This window comes from Paraburkholderia sp. D1E, from assembly GCF_052682275.1.
Map to the genome: position 1 here is coordinate 1,363,907 of NZ_JBQYMB010000001.1, position 17,907 is coordinate 1,381,813.

The 17,907-nt window shown below is 62.1% G+C and carries 18 protein-coding genes; 13 read left to right on the plus strand and 5 right to left on the minus strand.

The features are described 5' to 3' along the window. Positions 1 to 43: 43 nt before the first annotated feature. A complete protein-coding gene (locus ACUN0E_RS06405; RefSeq protein ID WP_408238998.1) occupies positions 44 to 589 on the minus strand; it encodes a hypothetical protein in 546 nt (181 codons plus the stop codon). 77 nt (positions 590 to 666) lie between these two features. After that, on the minus strand, positions 667 to 1,455 hold the full coding sequence (locus tag ACUN0E_RS06410; protein ID WP_408239001.1) for an IclR family transcriptional regulator: 789 nt from the start codon (positions 1,453 to 1,455) through the stop codon (positions 667 to 669). A 401-nt stretch (positions 1,456 to 1,856) separates the two neighbouring features. Between ACUN0E_RS06410 and ACUN0E_RS06415 the strand changes: the two genes are divergently transcribed. From ACUN0E_RS06415 to ACUN0E_RS06455, 9 genes are all read left to right on the plus strand, one after another. Continuing rightward, positions 1,857 to 2,870, plus strand: coding sequence for a sugar ABC transporter substrate-binding protein (locus ACUN0E_RS06415; RefSeq protein ID WP_408239110.1), 1,014 nt, complete (start codon positions 1,857 to 1,859; stop codon positions 2,868 to 2,870). Then, positions 2,867 to 4,387, plus strand: coding sequence for a sugar ABC transporter ATP-binding protein (locus tag ACUN0E_RS06420; RefSeq protein WP_408239004.1), 1,521 nt, complete (start codon positions 2,867 to 2,869; stop codon positions 4,385 to 4,387). The genes ACUN0E_RS06415 and ACUN0E_RS06420 overlap by 4 nt, the downstream gene beginning before the upstream one ends. After that, positions 4,377 to 5,429, plus strand: a complete 1,053-nt coding sequence (locus ACUN0E_RS06425; RefSeq protein ID WP_408336777.1) for an ABC transporter permease — start codon at positions 4,377 to 4,379, stop codon at positions 5,427 to 5,429. Before ACUN0E_RS06420 ends, ACUN0E_RS06425 begins: the two co-directional genes overlap by 11 nt. A 40-nt stretch (positions 5,430 to 5,469) precedes the next feature. Then, positions 5,470 to 5,790, plus strand: a complete 321-nt coding sequence (locus tag ACUN0E_RS06430) for a UxaA family hydrolase (RefSeq protein WP_445566015.1) — start codon at positions 5,470 to 5,472, stop codon at positions 5,788 to 5,790. 42 nt (positions 5,791 to 5,832) lie between these two features. Beyond that, a complete protein-coding gene (locus ACUN0E_RS06435) occupies positions 5,833 to 7,146 on the plus strand; it encodes a UxaA family hydrolase (protein WP_445566016.1) in 1,314 nt (437 codons plus the stop codon). A 184-nt stretch (positions 7,147 to 7,330) separates the two neighbouring features. Continuing rightward, the gene (locus ACUN0E_RS06440; RefSeq protein ID WP_408389669.1) at positions 7,331 to 8,371 is read left to right on the plus strand and encodes an aldo/keto reductase; all 1,041 of its coding nucleotides are present in this window, start codon (positions 7,331 to 7,333) and stop codon (positions 8,369 to 8,371) included. A gap of 7 nt (positions 8,372 to 8,378) precedes the next feature. Then, positions 8,379 to 9,209 carry an amidohydrolase family protein gene (locus tag ACUN0E_RS06445; protein WP_445566017.1) on the plus strand — a complete coding sequence of 277 codons (831 nt, stop codon included), beginning with the start codon at positions 8,379 to 8,381 and terminating at the stop codon, positions 9,207 to 9,209. 54 nt (positions 9,210 to 9,263) lie between these two features. Then, positions 9,264 to 10,007, plus strand: a complete 744-nt coding sequence (locus tag ACUN0E_RS06450; protein WP_408389665.1) for an SDR family oxidoreductase — start codon at positions 9,264 to 9,266, stop codon at positions 10,005 to 10,007. Between the two features lie 62 nt (positions 10,008 to 10,069). Further along, entirely contained in the window at positions 10,070 to 10,918 is an 849-nt protein-coding gene (locus ACUN0E_RS06455; RefSeq protein WP_408336769.1) for an ureidoglycolate lyase, read from the plus strand. Between the two features lie 159 nt (positions 10,919 to 11,077). Here ACUN0E_RS06455 and ACUN0E_RS06460 read toward each other — a convergent pair whose 3' ends face one another. Beyond that, the gene (locus tag ACUN0E_RS06460) at positions 11,078 to 11,512 is read right to left on the minus strand and encodes a PaaI family thioesterase (protein WP_408208335.1); all 435 of its coding nucleotides are present in this window, start codon (positions 11,510 to 11,512) and stop codon (positions 11,078 to 11,080) included. Positions 11,513 to 11,782: 270 nt separating this feature from the next. On the opposite strand from ACUN0E_RS06460, the gene ACUN0E_RS06465 reads away from it, so the two are divergent. After that, positions 11,783 to 13,405 carry a methyl-accepting chemotaxis protein gene (locus ACUN0E_RS06465; protein WP_445566018.1) on the plus strand — a complete coding sequence of 541 codons (1,623 nt, stop codon included), beginning with the start codon at positions 11,783 to 11,785 and terminating at the stop codon, positions 13,403 to 13,405. Between the two features lie 112 nt (positions 13,406 to 13,517). On the opposite strand, the gene ACUN0E_RS06470 is transcribed toward ACUN0E_RS06465, so the two are convergent. Then, positions 13,518 to 13,721 carry a cold-shock protein gene (locus ACUN0E_RS06470; RefSeq protein WP_007178724.1) on the minus strand — a complete coding sequence of 68 codons (204 nt, stop codon included), beginning with the start codon at positions 13,719 to 13,721 and terminating at the stop codon, positions 13,518 to 13,520. A 218-nt stretch (positions 13,722 to 13,939) separates the two neighbouring features. Here ACUN0E_RS06470 and ACUN0E_RS06475 point away from each other — a divergent pair, with 218 nt between their 5' ends. Further along, entirely contained in the window at positions 13,940 to 14,215 is a 276-nt protein-coding gene (locus ACUN0E_RS06475; RefSeq protein WP_408239033.1) for a hypothetical protein, read from the plus strand. A 54-nt stretch (positions 14,216 to 14,269) separates the two neighbouring features. Here the strand turns inward: ACUN0E_RS06475 and ACUN0E_RS06480 are convergent, their stop codons facing one another. Further along, positions 14,270 to 15,379 (minus strand): AGE family epimerase/isomerase, encoded by a 1,110-nt coding sequence (locus tag ACUN0E_RS06480; protein WP_445566019.1) that lies wholly within the window; start codon positions 15,377 to 15,379, stop codon positions 14,270 to 14,272. A 267-nt stretch (positions 15,380 to 15,646) separates the two neighbouring features. Between ACUN0E_RS06480 and ACUN0E_RS06485 the strand changes: the two genes are divergently transcribed. Next, positions 15,647 to 16,333 (plus strand): MgtC/SapB family protein, encoded by a 687-nt coding sequence (locus ACUN0E_RS06485; protein ID WP_408239039.1) that lies wholly within the window; start codon positions 15,647 to 15,649, stop codon positions 16,331 to 16,333. A 132-nt stretch (positions 16,334 to 16,465) separates the two neighbouring features. Beyond that, positions 16,466 to 17,851, plus strand: coding sequence for a hypothetical protein (locus tag ACUN0E_RS06490; RefSeq protein ID WP_445566020.1), 1,386 nt, complete (start codon positions 16,466 to 16,468; stop codon positions 17,849 to 17,851). The last annotated feature ends 56 nt before the right edge of the window (positions 17,852 to 17,907 follow it).

The window sequence follows — 17,907 nt, forward strand, 5'->3', positions numbered from 1 at the left end:
TGTGGCAAGACTAACGGCCAGGCGAGGCGTTAAGAATTGAGCTTTAAGCCGACAGCTTCGCCGCAGCCTCGTCGACCTGCGTGCGGGTCACCGACAACTCTTCCAGCAACGCTTCGGCGTAAACAGCGCCAGTCTCGCGCTCAAGCCGCGCTATCGTCGCCGCGCAACGGTTCGCGTCCTTCAGCGTCGCGATGAACGACTTCACCGACTCACCTGCCTTGAACGCATCGAACAAGGGCACGCGGATATCGTCCGGCAGCGCGCGGTTGGTCCATTGATACGGCTTGCCGTTGAACGTGAACGACGGCGGCAGCACGCGCTCTTTCTTCGCGGCCGGAATCAGACCGAAGGTGCGCGCGGCGTCGCCGATCTGCTCGGCCGAAAACAGCTCGTCCGGGCTGATGTCGAATTGCTGGATGAAAGTCTCGATGCTTTGCATCGCTGCGGCGCGGTCGTCGCGGCGCTTCTGCGCATGAGCGACGATGTCGCGCAGTTCGTCGGCTTCTTCGGGCGTGATCGTGAAGCTCGACTGCTTCTGCTGGAGTTCGGAAAAACGCAGGAATTCGGAATCGGTCAGAAGTTTCGCCATTGCTTGATCGTTGAGCGCGCATGAGGGGACCCACGCGGCGTGATTTTTGAGGGGGTCGCCATTCTAAACCATGTGCGCTAGACCGCCTCTTCCCGAAACATCGACAGCGCCTGCACCGTCTCGCGCAGCAACCCCGTCGCCGTCTCCAATGTCGGCGCAACGTATTCGTCGATGCGCCGCAAATACGGGCAGGTGAGCGCCGCGATCGCCTGGCCCGACGGCCCCTGGACCGGGAAGGTGACGTCGGTCACGCCGAACGTCTGCTGACTGTCTTTCTGCGAAAAACCCGCCGCGCGAATCCGTTCGCAGGATTGTTCCAGGGCGTCGCGATCGATCGTGACTTCGCCCTTCACCTTGGTGTGTTCCGCGAGCATCTGTTCACGCTGCTCGTTGCTTTGAAACGCGAGCATCACGCGGCCCGAACCCGTATCGATCAGGCCGACCCGCGATCCGAGCCGTACCGACATCCCCCACGTGCCTGGTCCGTCCACCTGCGCGATCACCAGCAGATTGCCGCGGTCGTACACCGCCAGATGACATGACTGCTCGGCCGCGTCGGCAAAACGCTGCATGAGCGGTAGCGCTTCGGAGATCAGACGGTTCATCGGCGGATGACGATGCGCGAGCGCATACAGCTTCAGACTCAGCGAATAGCGGTCGCCCGCCGCCGAGCGCACCACGTATTGCCGCGCGACCAGTCGCTCCAGCATCCGGTACATCTCGCTCGCGTTGCGTCCCAGCAGCTTGGTGATTTCGGCGCGCGTCAGCCCGTCTTTCTGCTCGGCGAGCAGTTCGAGGATGTCGAGGCCCTTGTCCAGCGCGGGGGCGCGGTAACGGTCGGCGTCGTCTTTGTCTTCAGCGTCCATCGTGAGCGAGGTTCCGTGTGCAGTTCTCATTATCCGGGTGAGTGTACGTGTAGGGCGATTCTCGTGCGAGGCGACGCGGGTCCAGGGGAAACACTGACGCATGGTGCAGTGCACATTGCTTGACTTCAAAAAGTCCGTATATGAATAATACGTTCATTGGTGAATTAACGTACACCAATACTTCATAAGACAGCGCAGGACGAAGCGCCCACCACTCGCATGGCGGGTGCACGCAGTTCCCACAACGCATTGCTTTGCATGGGGCCGGAATAAGTGCTTTGCATGGGACCAGAGTAGCGCGCTAAAGCGCGAACTCTGGTCGACAGCTAAAGCGCCAACTTCGGACCGACACAGAGGAGACAACCATGACGTTCGCAAAAGGGCCGCACACGGCTCACCGTATGTTCCAGAGTTCGCTGTTCGCCGTCGCGGCTGCTGCTTGTGTAGCCGGCCTCGCCGTCAGCGGTGCCGCACAAGCCGCCGACGCGGGCAAGATCGGTCTCGATCTGCCGCTGCTCACATCGCCGTTCTGGCAGTCGTACAACAACTATCTGCCCAAGTACGCGAAGGACATGGGTCTGGATATCCTCGCGCCGGTCAATTCGAACGGTGACCCCGTCCAGCAGATTACCGACATGAACAACCTGCTGAACCTCGGCTCCAAGGGCATCGTGGTCGGCCCGCTGGATTCGGCGGCGATCAGCCGCGCGCTCGATGCGGCAGCGGCGAAGAACGTGCCGGTCGTCGCCGTCGACGTCGCGCCGACGCAAGGCAAGGTGGCGATGGTGGTGCGCGCAGACAACCGTGCGTATGGCGAGAAGGCGTGCAAGTACATCGGCGAGCATGTGAAGTCGGGCAAGGTTGTGCAGATCATGGGCGATCTGGCCTCGGTGAATGGGCGCGACCGGTCCGAAGCGTTCCGCTCGTGCATGAAGGGCTTTCCGGGTTTGTCGGTGCTGGAGATTCCGGCGGCCTGGAAGGGCGATGTCGCGGCCACCGCGCTCGATAGTCTGCTCACCGCCAATCCCGACGTGAAGGGCATCTACATGCAGGCGGGCGGCGTTTATCTGTCGCCGACGCTGCAAACGCTGCGCCGCAAGCAGATGCTATTTCCCGCCGGCAATGCAAAGCATGTCGTGATCGTCAGTAACGATGGCATCCCGCAGGAGTTCGAGGCGATCCGTCGCGGCGATATCGACGCCACCGTCTCGCAGCCTGCTGATTCATACGCGAAATACGGCCTGTTCTATATCAAGGCGGCGCTCGCCGGACAAACCTTCAAACCGGGTCCGACCGATCATGGCAGCAACATCATTCAGCTCGCACCGGGACTTCTTGAAGACCAACTGCCCGCACCGCTCGTGACAAAGGCGAATGTCGACGACAAAGCGTTGTGGGGAAACACGGTTAAATGAGCGAGCCGACGCCCTCCATGCCGGTCGTCGAAGCGCTTGAGGTCACCAAGCGCTTCGGCTCCACGGCCGCGCTGAAAGACGTGAGCATCCGCGTGATGCCCGGCGAGTCGCATGCGCTCGTCGGGCGCAACGGTGCGGGAAAATCGACGCTGGTGTCGATCCTCACCGGTCTGCGCAAGCCCGATACCGGCGAGGTGCGTTTCAGTGGCGCGGCCGCGCCGTCGATCGCGGATCGCGACGCGTGGCGCGAGCGTGTGGCCTGCGTTTATCAGCATTCCACGATCATCCGCGATCTCTCCGTCGCGGAGAATCTGTTTATCAACCGGCAGCCGTCACGCGGCGGCGTGATCGATTGGCGCGCCATGCGCCGCGACGCGCGTGAGCTGCTCGATCACTGGAAGATCGACGTGCGCGAAGACGCGCGCGCCGGCGATCTGAGTGTGGAAGCGCGGCAACTCGTGGAGATTGCACGGGCGCTGTCGTACGGCGCGCGCTTCATCATCCTCGATGAACCTACCGCGCAACTCGATGGCGACGAGATCAAGCGTCTGTTCCGCCGCATCAGCGAGTTGCAGCGCGAAGGCGTGACGTTCCTCTTCATTTCTCATCACCTGCAGGAAGTCTATGAAATCTGTCAGGCGGTGACGGTGCTGCGCGACGCGCGGCATATCGTCAGCGCGCCGGTTTCCGCGTTGCCGCGCGAGCAACTGATCGAAGCGATGACGGGCGAGCGCGGCGGCCTTGCCGTCGCCGATGCGGCGGCGCGCGATGCGTTGCCTGCGGACACCGCCATCGCGCTGGAAGTCAAAGATCTGGCGGGGTCCGATTACGAAGGCGTGTCGTTTACGGTGAAGCGTGGCGAAGTGGTCGGGCTGACCGGTGCGACGAGTAGCGGCCGCACGAGCGTGGCCGAAGCGATTGCCGGTTTGCGTGCGGCCAAACGCGGCGCGATCAGCGTGGATGGCGTGAAGTTGCCCCCAGGTGACGTGCCGGCAGCGCTGGCGCACGGCATTGGCTGCGTGCCGAAGGATCGTCATCACGAAGGGCTGGTGCTGACGCAATCCGTTGCCGAAAACGCCTCGATGACGATCACGCGTCTGCTCGGCAAATTCGGCATTGCGCCACCGGCGAAGAAAAATGCCTTCGGCCAGAAGATGATCGATGCGCTCGGCATCGTCGCCCAAGGTCCCGAGCACATTGTTTCGGGGCTATCGGGCGGCAATCAGCAGAAGGTCGTGATGGCGCGCGCACTCGCCACCGATCCCAACGTGCTCGTGCTGATCGATCCTACGGCGGGCGTCGACGTGAAATCGAAAGAGGCGTTGCTGTCGGTCGTGGATCGCGTGCGTGAAGACGGTAAAGCCGTGCTGGTCGTGTCCGGCGAACTCGACGATCTGCGCACCTGTGACCGTGTGCTGGTCATGTTCCGTGGCCGTGTCGCGGCCGAATTTCCCGCAGGTTGGCAAGACCATGACCTGATCGCATCCGTTGAAGGAGTCAGTCTCCATGAAGAATAGTGTGCCCAGCCCTGCATTCAGTACCGCGCAAGGTCAGGCGCAGCAGCCCGCCGTGACCGCGGCGCGCGGCAAGCGTGCCCGCAGCGAACTCGCGCGGCTGCGCGAACTGGCCTTGCTGCCCGCCCTCGCGTTGCTGCTCGTGATCGGCGCGTTTGTCAGTCCCAGCTTTCTGACGAAGGCGAATCTGATCAGCGTGCTCGGTGCCTCCGCGGCATTGGCGTTGGTCGTGCTCGCCGAATCGCTGATTGTCTTGACCGGCAAGTTCGATCTGTCGCTCGAATCGACAGTGGGCATCGCGCCCGCCGTTGGCGCGATGCTGGTGATGCCGGCGGCGTCCGCGGGGTTCGGGACGCAATGGCCGGCGGCGGTAGGCCTGCTTGCGATCGTCGTGGTCGGCGCGGTGATCGGCTTCGTCAACGGTTTCCTGGTGGTGCGTCTGCGACTGAACGCATTCATCGTCACGCTGGCGATGCTGATCGTGTTGCGCGGCATGCTGGTCGGCGCGACCAAAGGCGGCACGCTGTTCGATATGCCGCCGTCGTTCTTCGCGCTTGCCACCACTATCGTGCTCGGTTTGCCGTTGTCCGTGTGGCTCGCGGCGGCCGCATTTGCGATCGCGGCGTTCGTGCTGCGTTACCACCGCCTGGGCCGTGCGCTATACGCGATTGGCGGCAATCCGGAAGCAGCGCGCGCGGCGGGGATTCGCGTTGAGCGTATTACGTGGGGCGTATTCGTGCTCGGCAGCATGCTGGCCTCGGTGGGTGGCCTGATCGTGACCGGGTATGTCGGCGCGATCAACGCGAATCAGGGCAACGGCATGATTTTTACGGTGTTCGCGGCGGCGGTGATCGGCGGCATTTCGCTCGACGGCGGCAAGGGCACGATGCTCGGCGCGCTCTCAGGCGTGTTGCTGCTCGGTGTCGTGCAGAACCTGCTGACGCTTGCCCAGGTGCCGTCGTTCTGGATTCAGGCGATCTATGGCGCGATTATCCTCGGTTCGCTGATGGTGGCACGGCTCGCCAGCGGCGAAGGCCAGAACTAATGCGTACGCATCACGGAGAACTCATTTGACCAGCCGTCCAATGCAAACATCGCAAACCGACCCACGCCTGATCCTGCTCAGTCCTGCGGATAACTGCCTGATCGCGGCGGCGCGTCTCGATGCAGGCACGCAAGTCGAGATCGAGGGCGAACGCGTGACGCTCGCCAAAACCATCGACCTCGGCCACAAGGTAGCGCGCCGGGATCTCTCGAAAGACGACAAGGTGCTGCGTTACGGTGCAGTGATCGGGCATGTGACCGGGGCGGTGGCGCGCGGTGCGCATCTGCATACGCACAACCTCGAAAGCGATTATCTGCCCACTTATACGCACGACGCGGGCCACGAGTTTGTCCATCACTGAGTTGAGCACAATGACGTGGCTTTGCGCCGCGCTGGAATGACCATGACTGACACTTCCGTAGCATCCGCCGTCACGCAGCAGCCCATGCTGCAAGGCTACCTGCGCAGCGATGGCCGCAAGGGCATCCGCAATATAGTCGCGGTGGCGTATCTGGTCGAGTGCGCGCATCACGTCGCGCGCGAGATCGTCACGCAGTTTCGAGAACCGCTCGATGCATTCGACGATCCTTCGGCCGTGCGCGAGCCGCCGGTGCATCTGATCGGCTTTCCCGGTTGTTATCCGAATGGGTACGCCGAAAAGATGCTCGAGCGCCTCACCACGCATCCAAACGTGGGTGCGGTGCTGTTCGTGTCGCTCGGGTGCGAGAGCATGAACAAGCATTACCTCGTCGACGTTGTGCGTGCGAGCGGACGTCCCGTCGAAGTCCTGACGATTCAGGAGAAAGGCGGCACGCGCAGCACGATTCAATACGGTGTCGACTGGATTCGCGATGCACGCAAGCAGCTTGCCGCGCAGCAGAAAGTGCCGATGGCACTGAGCGAACTGGTGATCGGCACGATTTGCGGCGGTTCGGACGGCACCAGCGGCATCACCGCGAACCCGGCCGTGGGCCGTGCGTTCGATCATCTGATCGACGCGGGCGCGACCTGCATCTTCGAAGAAACCGGCGAGCTGGTGGGCTGCGAATTTCACATGAAAACGCGCGCCGCAAGGCCGGAACTCGGAGACGAAATTATCGCCTGCGTAGCGAAGGCGGCGCGCTACTACTCGATCCTTGGGCATGGCAGTTTTGCCGTCGGCAATGCGGACGGCGGCCTCACCACGCAGGAAGAAAAATCTTTAGGTGCGTATGCAAAGAGCGGGGCATCGCCGATTGTCGGCATCATCAAACCCGGTGACGTTCCGCCGACCGGTGGCCTCTATCTTCTCGACGTCGTACCGGACGGCGAACCGCGCTTCGGCTTTCCGAACATCAGCGACAACGCGGAAATCGGCGAACTGATTGCATGCGGTGCGCATGTGATTCTGTTCACGACCGGACGCGGATCCGTGGTCGGCTCGGCGATTTCGCCGGTCATTAAGGTGTGCGCGAATCCCTCGACGTACCGCAACCTCGCCGGTGATATGGACGTCGATGCAGGTCGCATTCTCGAAGGTCGCGGCACGCTCGACGAAGTCGGTCGCGAAGTGTTCGAGCAAACGGTCGCGGTGTCACTCGGTGCGGCGTCGAAATCTGAAATGCTCGGACATCAGGAATTCATCCTGACGTACAAGACTTTTGAACCGGTGGGCCCGGCGTGTTTGCCGTCGAGCGCTGCATCGCCGCATCGGGTTGTTGCGATCGCGTCGCACTGAGCGGTCCATGCGCGATCCTGTCGGCGGACAATCCGTTAGCGTGGTGGGCAAATCTCGTCACCGCGTGGTAAAAACACAGATGGATCAGAGTAAGTGCTAAAGCACTAACTCTGATCGACAGCTTTGCATGGGATCAGAGTAAGCGCTAAAGCGCCAACTCTGATCGACATAGGAGACGCAGTCCATGACGGCAACGGTCGGTTCGAAGATCGAACAGCGGCGCGGCATCGGCCGCCGCGCATTGCAAGTGACAGGATTGGGGCTCGGTACGGCGCCGCTGGGCGGCCTCTATCGCGATCTGTCCGATGAAGAAGCCCACGCGACGATTGCCGCCGCGTGGGACGCCGGCGTGCGTTACTTCGATACTGCGCCGCACTATGGCAACACGAAGGCCGAGCACCGTCTTGGCGATGCGCTACGCCGCTATCCGCGCAGCGAGTACGTGTTGTCCACCAAAGTAGGCCGCCGTTTTGTGCCTCGCACCACGCCTTACGATCCAAAGGATGGCTGGCAAGACCCGCTGCCCTTCGAAGGGATCTACGACTACACGCATGACGGCATTCTGCGTTCGTTCGAAGACAGCCAGCAGCGCCTCGGCATCGTGGATATCGACATTCTTCTCGTGCACGATATCGGCCGTCTCACGCATGGCGACAAGAACCCTCATTATTGGCGGCAGTTGACCGAGGGCGGCGGCTTTCGTGCGCTCGATGATTTGCGGTCCTCGGGCGCGGTGAAGGCGGTTGGGCTTGGCGTCAATGAAGGCGCAGTCATACTCGATGCAATGGCCGAATTCGATATCGATTGCGCGTTGCTTGCCGGCCGTTATACGCTGCTCGAACAGACCACCCTCGGCGACCTCTTGCCGGCATGCGAAACGCGTGGCGTCAGCATCCTGTTAGGCGGCGCGTTCAACTCGGGCATTCTGGCGCGCGGCGTCGGAGGCGATCTGAAATTCAATTACGGCGACGCGCCTGCAGAAGTCATTGAGCGCGTCGCGCGGCTGGAAGCGGTGTGCCGGGTACATGGCGTGTCGCTTGCTGCCGCGGCCTTGCAGTTTCCGTATGCGCATCCGGCGGTCGCGAGCGTGTTGACCGGCGCGCGCAGTGCCGACGAATTGCGTGAGAACGCCGCGTCGTTCGAGCAGCCGATCCCGGCGGACTTGTGGTCCGCGCTGCGTGACAAAGGCTTGCTCGACAGCCGCGCGCCCGCGCCAGAGGATTGATTTGACGATGCATATCGACGCTCACCAGCACTATTGGGACCCCGCCCGGGGCGACTACGAGTGGCTTACGCCGGAACTGAAAATCCTGTACCGGCCGTTTGGTCCCGCCGATCTCAAACCCTTGCGCGAAAGAGTGGGCATCGAGCGGACGGTGGTGGTGCAGGCGGCGCCGACGATCGACGAAACACGCTACTTGCTGGACATCGCGCGCAAAGAGCCGTCGATTGCGGGCGTGGTGGGCTGGGTGCCCTTGCTGTTGCCGAATGCGCCGGCTGTCATTGACGCTTTCGCGCATGAGCCGAAGTTCAAGGGCGTACGGCCGATGTTGCAGGATCTGCCCGACGACACATGGATTGCGAACCCGGATCTCGCACCCGCGATCGAGGCGCTGATCGCGCACGACCTCGCGTTCGACGCGTTGATTTACGCGCGGCACGTTGAGCATTTCGAAACATTCGCGGCGCGTTATCCGGCGCTGCGCATCGTTGTCGATCACGGTGCGAAGCCGCCGATCCGCTACGGTCGCGCGGGTTGGCAATCATGGGCCGATGCAATCACGCGGCTCGCAAAATTACCGCAAGTCCATTGCAAGCTGTCGGGACTCGTCACAGAAGCGTCACCTGGCTGGACCGAGGAAACGCTGCAACCGTACGTCGAGCATCTGCTGAAGTCATTCGGTCCGGCACGTTTGATGTGGGGCAGCGACTGGCCGGTGCTCGATCTGAACGGCGACTACCTGCTCTGGCACTCGGTGTCGAACACGTTGCTCGCCTCACTGAGTGACGACGAGCGCGAAGCGGTTTTCGGCGGCAACGCCACTGCGTTTTATCGACTTTGATGTGACGAACACGCGTTACGAAGACAAGAGAAGCCCATTCAACTGGAGTCGTAGATGACACAAAGACTGGCCGGCAAGACGGCCCTGATCACCGCGGCAGGACAAGGTATCGGCCTTGCCACGGCGGAACTGTTCGCGCGCGAAGGCGCGCGCGTGATCGCCACCGATATCCGCATCGACGGACTCGCTGGCAAGCCGGTCGAGGCGCGCAAGCTCGACGTGCGCGACAACGCGGCGATCAAGGCGCTGGCGGCCGAACTCGGCCCGATCGACGTGCTGTTCAACTGCGCTGGCTTCGTGCATGCCGGCAACATCCTCGAATGCAGCGAAGAAGATTGGGACTTCGCCTTCGATCTGAATGCGAAGGCCATGTACCGCATGATCCGTGCGTTTTTGCCCGCCATGCTGGAGAAGGGCGGCGGGTCTATCATCAACATGTCGTCGGCAGCGTCGAGCGTAAAGGGCGTGCCCAACCGCTTTGCATATAGCGCGTCGAAAGCCGCGGTGATCGGATTGACGAAGTCCGTTGCTGCAGACTTCATCACGCGTGGTGTACGCTGTAACGCGATTTGCCCGGGCACGGTGGCTTCGCCGTCGCTCGAACAGCGGATCGTAGAGCAGGCCAAGGCGCAAGGCGCGACGCTCGACGCCGTGCAAGCGGCTTTTGTCGCACGTCAGCCGATGGGCCGCATCGGCAAGCCGGAAGAGATCGCCGCGTTGGCGCTGTATCTCGCGTCTGACGAATCGTCGTTCACCACCGGTCATGCGCATGTGATCGACGGCGGCTGGTCAAACTGACGCGCACAGATCAACGCTGAAACACGAACCGAATATCACTGAACGTAAAGGGAAGTGCAACGATGAAACTGCTTCGTTATGGGCCGAAAGGCCAGGAAAAGCCAGGCCTGCTCGACGCGCAAGGGAAGATTCGCGATCTGTCGAAGGTCGTTGGCGATATCGACGGCGCCGCGCTGAGCGACGAAAGTCTCGCCAAACTGCGCGCGCTCGATCCGGCTTCGCTGCCGTTGGTCGAAGGCAATCCGCGCATGGGCCCATGCGTCGGCAAGATCGGCAAGTTCATTTGCATCGGGCTCAACTATGCAGATCACGCGGCTGAATCGAATCTGCCGGTGCCGTCGGAACCGGTGATTTTCAACAAGTGGACGAGCGCGATCTGCGGCCCGAACGACGACGTCGAAATCCCGCGTGGATCGAAGAAGTGCGACTGGGAAGTCGAACTCGGTGTGGTGATCGGCAAGCCGGCGAAATATATCGACGAAGCCAATGCTCTCGACTACGTCGCCGGTTACTGCGTGATCAACGACGTGTCGGAACGCGAATGGCAGATCGAACGCGGCGGTACGTGGGACAAGGGCAAGGGCTTCGATACGTTCGGCCCGATCGGCCCCTGGGTCGTGACGCGCGATGAAGTTGCCGATCCGCAGAACCTGGGCCTGTGGCTCGAAGTGGATGGCCACCGCTACCAGAACGGCAGCACAAAGACGATGGTGTTCGGCGTTGCGAAGCTGGTGTCGTATGTGTCGCAGTGCATGAGCCTGCAGCCAGGTGATGTGATTTCAACCGGCACGCCGCCGGGCGTCGGCATGGGTGTGAAGCCGAATCCAGTGTTCCTGAAGCCGGGCCAGACGATACGTCTCGGCATTGAAGGTTTAGGAGAGCAGAAGCAGACGACTTACGCGGCGGAGTGATTCGCTTGCTGCTGAGTTGAAATGCGTTGCTGATAAAAGGGTCGTTCCCGCATCGAGCAGGAACGGCCTTTTTTATGGATCCGCGCGCGAACATCCCGTCGCGTTCACGCGTGTTGAGTTGACACGGCCTCGCAGGCAGCGCGACCGATCGATCGACGTTCACCCCGCCGGTTCGTGCTCGCCGTTCTCGCTGATGCGATTGATCGTGCCTTGTGCAACAGCGACGAGCTTCTCGCGGCCACCGTCCATCACATACACGTTGCACTGGCAGGTTGCCTGAAGCCGGCCCGCGTAGACAACCTTCGCCCGCGCGATCAGCGTGCCGTTCACCACCGGCCGCAGATAGTTGATCTTGTACTCCCCGGTCACGACCTTCGGGCCCAGCGACAGCGCGCCGGCGAACGTCAGCGCATTGTCCGCGAGATAGCTGATGACGCCGCCATGCACGAAGCCATGTTGTTGCCGCAGCTCGTCGCGGATCGGCAGGCATAGTGTCAATTCGTCAGTGCCTGTGTGCATCAGCTCGGCGCCTAGCAGCATGCTGAACGGCTGGGCATGCAGTGCGCCGCGCGCCCGGTCGAGGAGGTCGGTCATCGTGAGTCCTTCGGGCGTGGCCCGCAGTGGCATCTGCACCGGCGTGCGTTGTGCAGTCCCTACCCACTCTAGGAAGCGCCGGCGCACGGCGTCAAGGTGAATCGGAAATATCTGCTCGGCATTGTTGTGCGAAATGACTTGAATTGCGGAGTTGGCCGATGAAAAGGGGATGTAAGACGATTTTTGACGACATTGATCTCAAGCAAAGTTCGGCCTTGCCGTTAACCCTGACGTAGATCTCCCGTCATTCTTTGTTTTCAGGTGTTCACGATGTTCAGCAAGATCAAGGTCGCATCCGGCCTGTTGTGTGTTCTGGCCGCGTTCTGCGTTTTCCAGCTTGTCACGGTGGGTTTGGGGTTCTGGTCACTCACGCGCACTCACGACGACGTGGGTGATCTGTCGAGCATCGCCTTGAAGCAGGTGGACGCGGTCAATGAAACGACCCAGCGCCTGATGGATGCGCGCATCAACCTGTCACGCGCCGGTACGCGCATGGTGCGCGGCGGCGCCGAGCCGACCGACATCGTGCAGCACGCTCGCGAACAGCTGACAGCCGCGGATCAATCGTTCAGCGCCTTCATGAGCGTGCAGAAGACCAGCGACGAAAACAGTGCGCGCGCCGCCGCACTCGCCGAGCGCTATAAAAAGCTGCACGACGCGCTCTCGGAACTGGCGCAGTTTCTCGATTCGAACAATATTCAGGCCTTTCTCGACCAGCCGACCCAGTCGTTCCAGGACGCCTACCTGGCCGAGTCGCACAAGTTCGTGCAATTCGGCGACGCCGCGAGCCGTGCGTCGCTCGATTCGATCGATGCCCGTATGGCCATGTTCCGCGGCGTCAGTATTGCGATCCTGCTGGTATTGGTGGTGGGCACCGTTGGGGTGTACGCCGCCCTACGCCGGGGCGTGGTGGCGCCGCTGGAAGAAGCCGGCCGTCACTTCGATCGCATTGCGCAGGGGCGCCTCGACCAGCCGATCGCCGCGCGCGGCACGAATGAAATCGGCCGCCTGTTCTCGGGCCTGGCGAAGATGCAGGCCAGTGTGGCGCGCACCGTGCAAACCGTGCGCGAATCCGCCGACTCGATTCACCTCGGTGCCAATGAAATCGCCACCGGCAACGCCGATCTGTCGGCTCGCACCGAAAACCAGGCGGCATCGCTTGAAGAAACCGCATCGAGCATGGAGGAATTGACCGCCACGGTGCGCCAGAACGCCGATCACGCCCGCGAAGCCAATGCACTCGCGGAGTCCGCCCTTGAGGCGACTTCGCGCGGCAGCGAAGTGGTCAACGAGGTGGTCGACAAGATGCGTGGCATCGCGCAAAGCTCGGACAAGATCGCCGAGATCATCTCGGTGATCGACGGCATCGCGTTCCAGACCAATATCCTCGCGCTGAACGCGGCCGTCGAAGCGGCGCGTGCGGGCGAACAGGGCCGCGGTTTCGCCGTGGTGGCGGGCGAGGTCCGCGGGCTTGCTCAGCGCAGCGCGCAGTCGGCGAAGGAAATCAAGACGTTGATCAGCGAGTCGGTTGCCGAGATTCAGGGCGGCTCGACGCTGGTCGAGCATGCCGGCGAGGCGATGAGAAACGTTTCCGCATCGATCTCGCGGGTCACCCAGATGATGGCGGAAATCAGCGCGTCGTCGCTCGAGCAGAGCACGGGTATCGAGCAGGTCAATCAGGCGGTGGTGCAGATGGACGAGATGACGCAGCAGAACGCGGCGCTCGTCGAAGAAGCAGCCGCAGCGGCAGCCTCACTGCATCAGCAGACGCAGCAATTGAAGGAGGCCGTCTCGGTCTTCGAAATTTCGGAAACTGTGTTGCGGACGCAACAAATGGACGAGATGCGCGGGCAAGCAGCGGGGTTTGCGCTGTCGGGGATGCGGGCAATTTAGGCCGCGCACGCGCCCCAAAAGAGGGCATCTGCAAAAGAAAATGGCCCGCCGAAGCGGGCCATTTTGCATCAGACGCAAGCGCCTAAGCGTGCCTCAAAGTACCTGAAGGTACTTAGGCCGGCTGGATGTTCGCAGCTTGCTTGCCCTTCGGGCCTTGCTTGACTTCGAACGTCACTTTCTGGTTTTCCTGCAGGGACTTGAAGCCGCTGCCTTGAACTTCCGAAAAGTGTGCAAACAGGTCTTCGCCGCCGTCGTCCGGGGTGATGAAGCCAAAGCCCTTTGCATCGTTAAACCACTTCACAGTACCTGTTGCCATTTTTAATCCAGTAAATGTTGTGTGTTGCATTCGCGACCGCTATTTCTCAACACGAGATCGAGCGCGAAGTACGAGTTGTATCACGTCTTTATGATGGACGCCAATCAACAAGTATTCGGGTATTCCCCTGATTGGGCCCTTTTGGGGCTTGGAAGCATTTTGCAGGGGTGTCCCAGCCGGTAGGGTAAACTGGTTGTATTACTCTTCCAGGAAAAACATTGACACATTATTTGCAAGAAGAACTCACCTCGTTCTGGAGTCGTTTGACCCCTTATCTCGCGATATTGGAGTCGAAATCACCTCAAGAAGGCGCTCCGGATCCGGTTGGCCGTATCACGGTCGATACCGAAGACCACCAGGCTTTTGCCCTTCACACGACCGACAAAAAGCCGCACGGCGACACATCGGATACCCCCACCGGACAAAGCGCGACCTACACGCGATTTAAGACTGCCGACGCCGATTGGGGACCTTGGCAACGCGAAGAATATTGATTGACCGGTCAGTCGGCTTTTAACGCCGATGCCCGGCAAGACGGCGGCCGGCGCTTAGCCCGGCAACGCGTCATAGGCGGTTGCGAGATGATAGGGTGTGGTCGACGGCATGTCGGCACGCGCCACTTCACCGGCCGCCGTTTTGCATTCGAACCAGCCTTGTGGACGCAGAAAGCGTTGCTGGAAAAGCTCGATTTGCCGCGGCAGCGCGGCAAGCACAGCCGGGTCGTCATGGCTCGCCAGTGCGCGCAGATATTCCGTCTGAGCCCATATCCGCTGGGTGGCGTCCTTGATTCCTCCGGTTTCGTCGAGCGAGGCGCACACGCCGCCCGTTTGCGGATCGACACCATATTGCTGCGCGAAGCTGAACGCGCGCGTCAGCGATTCGTCGAGACCCGTGGCTTCGAACAACGCGCCTGCCTGTTTGACCAGCCAGAACCATTCGAACTGGTGTCCCGGTTCCAGACGGTTGTCGTCCGCGCCAATCGGCAATTCAGCGATGCAGCCGGTCGGCGCATGCACGAAGTGATGCGCGACGGCGCCGGCAAGGCGGCGCAGTGCGGCGTCGAAGGCATTGTCGCGCGTGGCGTCGCGGGCGGCCAGCCAGGCTTCCGTCAGGTGCATCAGGGGATTCTGGATCGGCGTGCCGGTCACGCCGGCGAAGTCCGCGGTGAGCGCGGCGTTGAACAGATCGTCACTAGCCGCGAAGTGCGACTGAATCAGCGCCGACGTGCGATGCACGACTTCCAGCGCGTCGCGGTTGCCGGAACGGCCGCCGTATTCCGCACAAGCGAATACCACGAACGCATGCGTGTACAGGTCTTTGGTGGTGTCGAGCGGCGCGCCCTGTGCATCGACGCTATAGAACCATCCGCCGTGGCGCGTGTCCTGAAAGGTGTGCATCAGCGAATCGAACAGCACCTGGGCGTGCGCCGCATCGCCTGCTTGCGAGAACACGAACAATTGTCGCGCGCACGCCATGGCCCGGTAGCGCTCCGCAGGCAACGGCTCGGGACCCTCGGCACTGACCGCTTCGTACGGCAGCTTTAGCGCGGTGTTGAAACCCGGCCCGCGCCACAGCGGCAGCACCACGCGAGTGAAATGATCGCGCAGTGTGGTGGCGAGCGCGATCGTCGAAGCGGGGGAAGGGGTCATGCTCTGCATAGTTCGGTTGGTCAAACGGGTCATTCGAAGCGACGGCGGAATTTTTGGCTCTCGCGGCGGCGCGGTTGTTGGCGTTCGTGCTGTGCTGGTGATCGTGGATACTGATTACTGATTGGCCTGCAATGAGATGGCCCGGAAGCAGCATGACGACTGTCCCAGCAATCCGCGCGACGGCGTGCGGCCAAGCATAAAGCAAACGGCTGCCGTTGGCACTCCACTACAGGTGCGGGACACGCTTCAAATAATTTCAGATAAGGAGGAAAAACAATGTTGGGGAACCTCGAACTCATTTCCCGTCTGGTGCTGGCCGCTGCGCTCGGCAGCGTCATCGGCTTCGAGCGCGAACGGCTTTCGTGGGCCGCGGGCTTACGCACGCACATGCTGGTTTGTGTCGGTTCCACGCTCATCATGATCGTATCGGCCTATGGTTTTGCTGAAGTACTGACAGGCGATCACGTTGTGCTCGACCCGTCGCGGATGGCCGCACAGGTGGTCTCCGGCATCGGCTTTCTCGGCGCGGGCTCGATTCTGCTGCGCGGCGAAATCGTCCGCGGGCTGACGACGGCGGCGAGTCTCTGGTCGGTCGCGGCCATCGGGCTGGCGGTTGGCGGTGGGCTGTACACGGCATCGATCGCTGCGACGATCATCATTCTGATTATCCTCGCCGGGATCAAGCCGCTCGAGCGCCGTTTCATCACTGTGAAGCAACGGCGTCAGCTGACAATGATCGTCGAGCGCGGCACCATGACGTTCCATTCGCTGCACGACGAACTCGGCGCTGCGAGCCCGCGCGTCAAGCAATTCGTGATGCAGCAGAGCGACGACGCGCCGGAGTGCGATGAAGTGGTGATCACGTTGCACCGCGTGTCGAATACCGAATATGAGGCGATCTGCGCACGCTTGCGTCAGTTGCATGGCGTCAAGCAGTTCCGGCAGGACGAGACGTCGTCTTAAAAACGGAAAAACGTCGGCGAATGGCTTCGGCAGGGGCGGGCGGCCATGCGACAATGCGGTCTCGAAAAATTCCAATGGCATTGACGAGCGGTGCTCGGCGCCCGCTTTCCGGCGACGACCGCTTTTTTCTCTATGGCAGATTCCGCAGCATCCACGCAGTCCAGGCCTCAGCGCGCCGCTTCGAAGAAGCGGCGTCAGGCCACCGTCTCGACCGAAACTGAAAACAAGCTGGCGCGCGCCGCGCGCTCGGCACAACGTCTCGCGCAACTGAGCGATGCCTCACGCGACGACAGCACGCTCGACCTGTTCCCCGACGATCCCACCCGCGCCACGCTGGAAGCGATGAATATCGACGTCCGGCAAGGCACGCTGCATGGCTTTGAATTACCCGATGTCGTGCTGGCAGCGGTTGGCGCGATTGACGCCGACGGCGCGACGCTAGACACGAAGGCGGCGCGGCGCATGCCTCGCGCCGGGAAATCCGACGAGCCGGCGCCGATGAATGCGCAATTGAGCGGCCTGGAGCCGGACGTTACGACTGCGACGGGATCGCTTGTTGGCGAGCTGGCTTTCGGGGATGTGACGGCGGCAGCAGAGGCGCCGGCCGAAGAGAAGCCGGCGGCATCGGCACGTGACGCGGCCACAGCCCTCACGCCGGCGATGGCGGCGGCTACCGTGGCGCGCAGCGTGACCGCGCTGCGCCAGGCGGCTGAGCCGGGCGTCACGACGACCGATACAGCGGCTGCATCAACCTCGGGTGCTGCCACGCCCCCTACACCACCGCAGCGCTTTGCGGCGACCTTTGCCAAGGCGGCGACGGCTTCGCGAGAAGCGGCTGGCGTTGAAGCCGAGAATGCGGGAGCGGAGCGCGCTTTCTCTTTGCTTCCGCCTGAATCCGAGCCTATGTCCGAGCAGGAGTCCGAGTCCGGTACGGCGGGCGCTGCGCCGAAGCCGGCCGTCAAGGCGTCGGACAACGCATCTGCATCTGCGCCCGGATTCGCATCCGGGCACGCAAACGTCGCATTCGCTGCACCCTCATTCCGGGAAGCCCAACGCGCCGAAGCTGCCGCGGCAGCGCTGCGTGCCGCGCCTGAACTTGACCGTGCCCGCGCGACGGCCTTCGCCGACACCGTCGACGCCCTGTATGCTGTGATCGCCGATCAACGCCTCGCCGCGACCGACCATTCACGCCGCATGAAATGGATGCTGTCGATCGTGGTAGGCGCGTTGCTGGTGACGGTCGCGATCGGCATCACACAGACTGTGCTTCTGATGCGCCTGACGCGTGAAACCACCGCCCAGCAGCACCGCATCGAACAGTTGATGCAGAACCAGCAGGCCGCCATGGCCAGCTTGCTCGACACCCACATGGCGATGGCCAATGTTGCGGCGGCTACCGCTGCTTCTGACGCAGCGGCAACCGCGGTGCCCCCACCAGCCGCAGCCACGCCCGCTCATAGCAAGCGCGGTGCGCGAGTACAGCACGCGCACAAGCCGAAAGCAGCCAACTCGCATTGATCTTCAGCGATCACCGCGCCGGCGTTAGCTGGCCGCGGCGGCTCGCTGCGCCGGCG

Excerpts from the sequence above, each read along its gene's own strand:
- ACUN0E_RS06410 (WP_408239001.1), bottom strand. The coding sequence starts at position 1,455 with ATGGACGCTGAAGACAAAGACGACGCCGACCGTTACCGCGCCCCCGCG.
- ACUN0E_RS06420 (WP_408239004.1), top strand. The coding sequence starts at position 2,867 with ATGAGCGAGCCGACGCCCTCCATGCCGGTCGTCGAAGCGCTTGAGGTC.
- ACUN0E_RS06480 (WP_445566019.1), bottom strand. The coding sequence starts at position 15,379 with ATGCAGAGCATGACCCCTTCCCCCGCTTCGACGATCGCGCTCGCCACC.
- ACUN0E_RS06485 (WP_408239039.1), top strand. The coding sequence starts at position 15,647 with ATGTTGGGGAACCTCGAACTCATTTCCCGTCTGGTGCTGGCCGCTGCG.
- ACUN0E_RS06455 (WP_408336769.1), top strand. The coding sequence starts at position 10,070 with ATGAAACTGCTTCGTTATGGGCCGAAAGGCCAGGAAAAGCCAGGCCTG.
- ACUN0E_RS06415 (WP_408239110.1), top strand. The coding sequence starts at position 1,857 with ATGTTCCAGAGTTCGCTGTTCGCCGTCGCGGCTGCTGCTTGTGTAGCC.
- ACUN0E_RS06405 (WP_408238998.1), bottom strand. The coding sequence starts at position 589 with ATGGCGAAACTTCTGACCGATTCCGAATTCCTGCGTTTTTCCGAACTC.
- ACUN0E_RS06430 (WP_445566015.1), top strand. The coding sequence starts at position 5,470 with ATGCAAACATCGCAAACCGACCCACGCCTGATCCTGCTCAGTCCTGCG.
- ACUN0E_RS06440 (WP_408389669.1), top strand. The coding sequence starts at position 7,331 with ATGACGGCAACGGTCGGTTCGAAGATCGAACAGCGGCGCGGCATCGGC.
- ACUN0E_RS06460 (WP_408208335.1), bottom strand. The coding sequence starts at position 11,512 with ATGACCGACCTCCTCGACCGGGCGCGCGGCGCACTGCATGCCCAGCCG.
- ACUN0E_RS06445 (WP_445566017.1), top strand. The coding sequence starts at position 8,379 with ATGCATATCGACGCTCACCAGCACTATTGGGACCCCGCCCGGGGCGAC.
- ACUN0E_RS06450 (WP_408389665.1), top strand. The coding sequence starts at position 9,264 with ATGACACAAAGACTGGCCGGCAAGACGGCCCTGATCACCGCGGCAGGA.
- ACUN0E_RS06465 (WP_445566018.1), top strand. The coding sequence starts at position 11,783 with ATGTTCAGCAAGATCAAGGTCGCATCCGGCCTGTTGTGTGTTCTGGCC.
- ACUN0E_RS06470 (WP_007178724.1), bottom strand. The coding sequence starts at position 13,721 with ATGGCAACAGGTACTGTGAAGTGGTTTAACGATGCAAAGGGCTTTGGC.
- ACUN0E_RS06490 (WP_445566020.1), top strand. The coding sequence starts at position 16,466 with ATGGCAGATTCCGCAGCATCCACGCAGTCCAGGCCTCAGCGCGCCGCT.
- ACUN0E_RS06425 (WP_408336777.1), top strand. The coding sequence starts at position 4,377 with ATGAAGAATAGTGTGCCCAGCCCTGCATTCAGTACCGCGCAAGGTCAG.
- ACUN0E_RS06435 (WP_445566016.1), top strand. The coding sequence starts at position 5,833 with ATGACTGACACTTCCGTAGCATCCGCCGTCACGCAGCAGCCCATGCTG.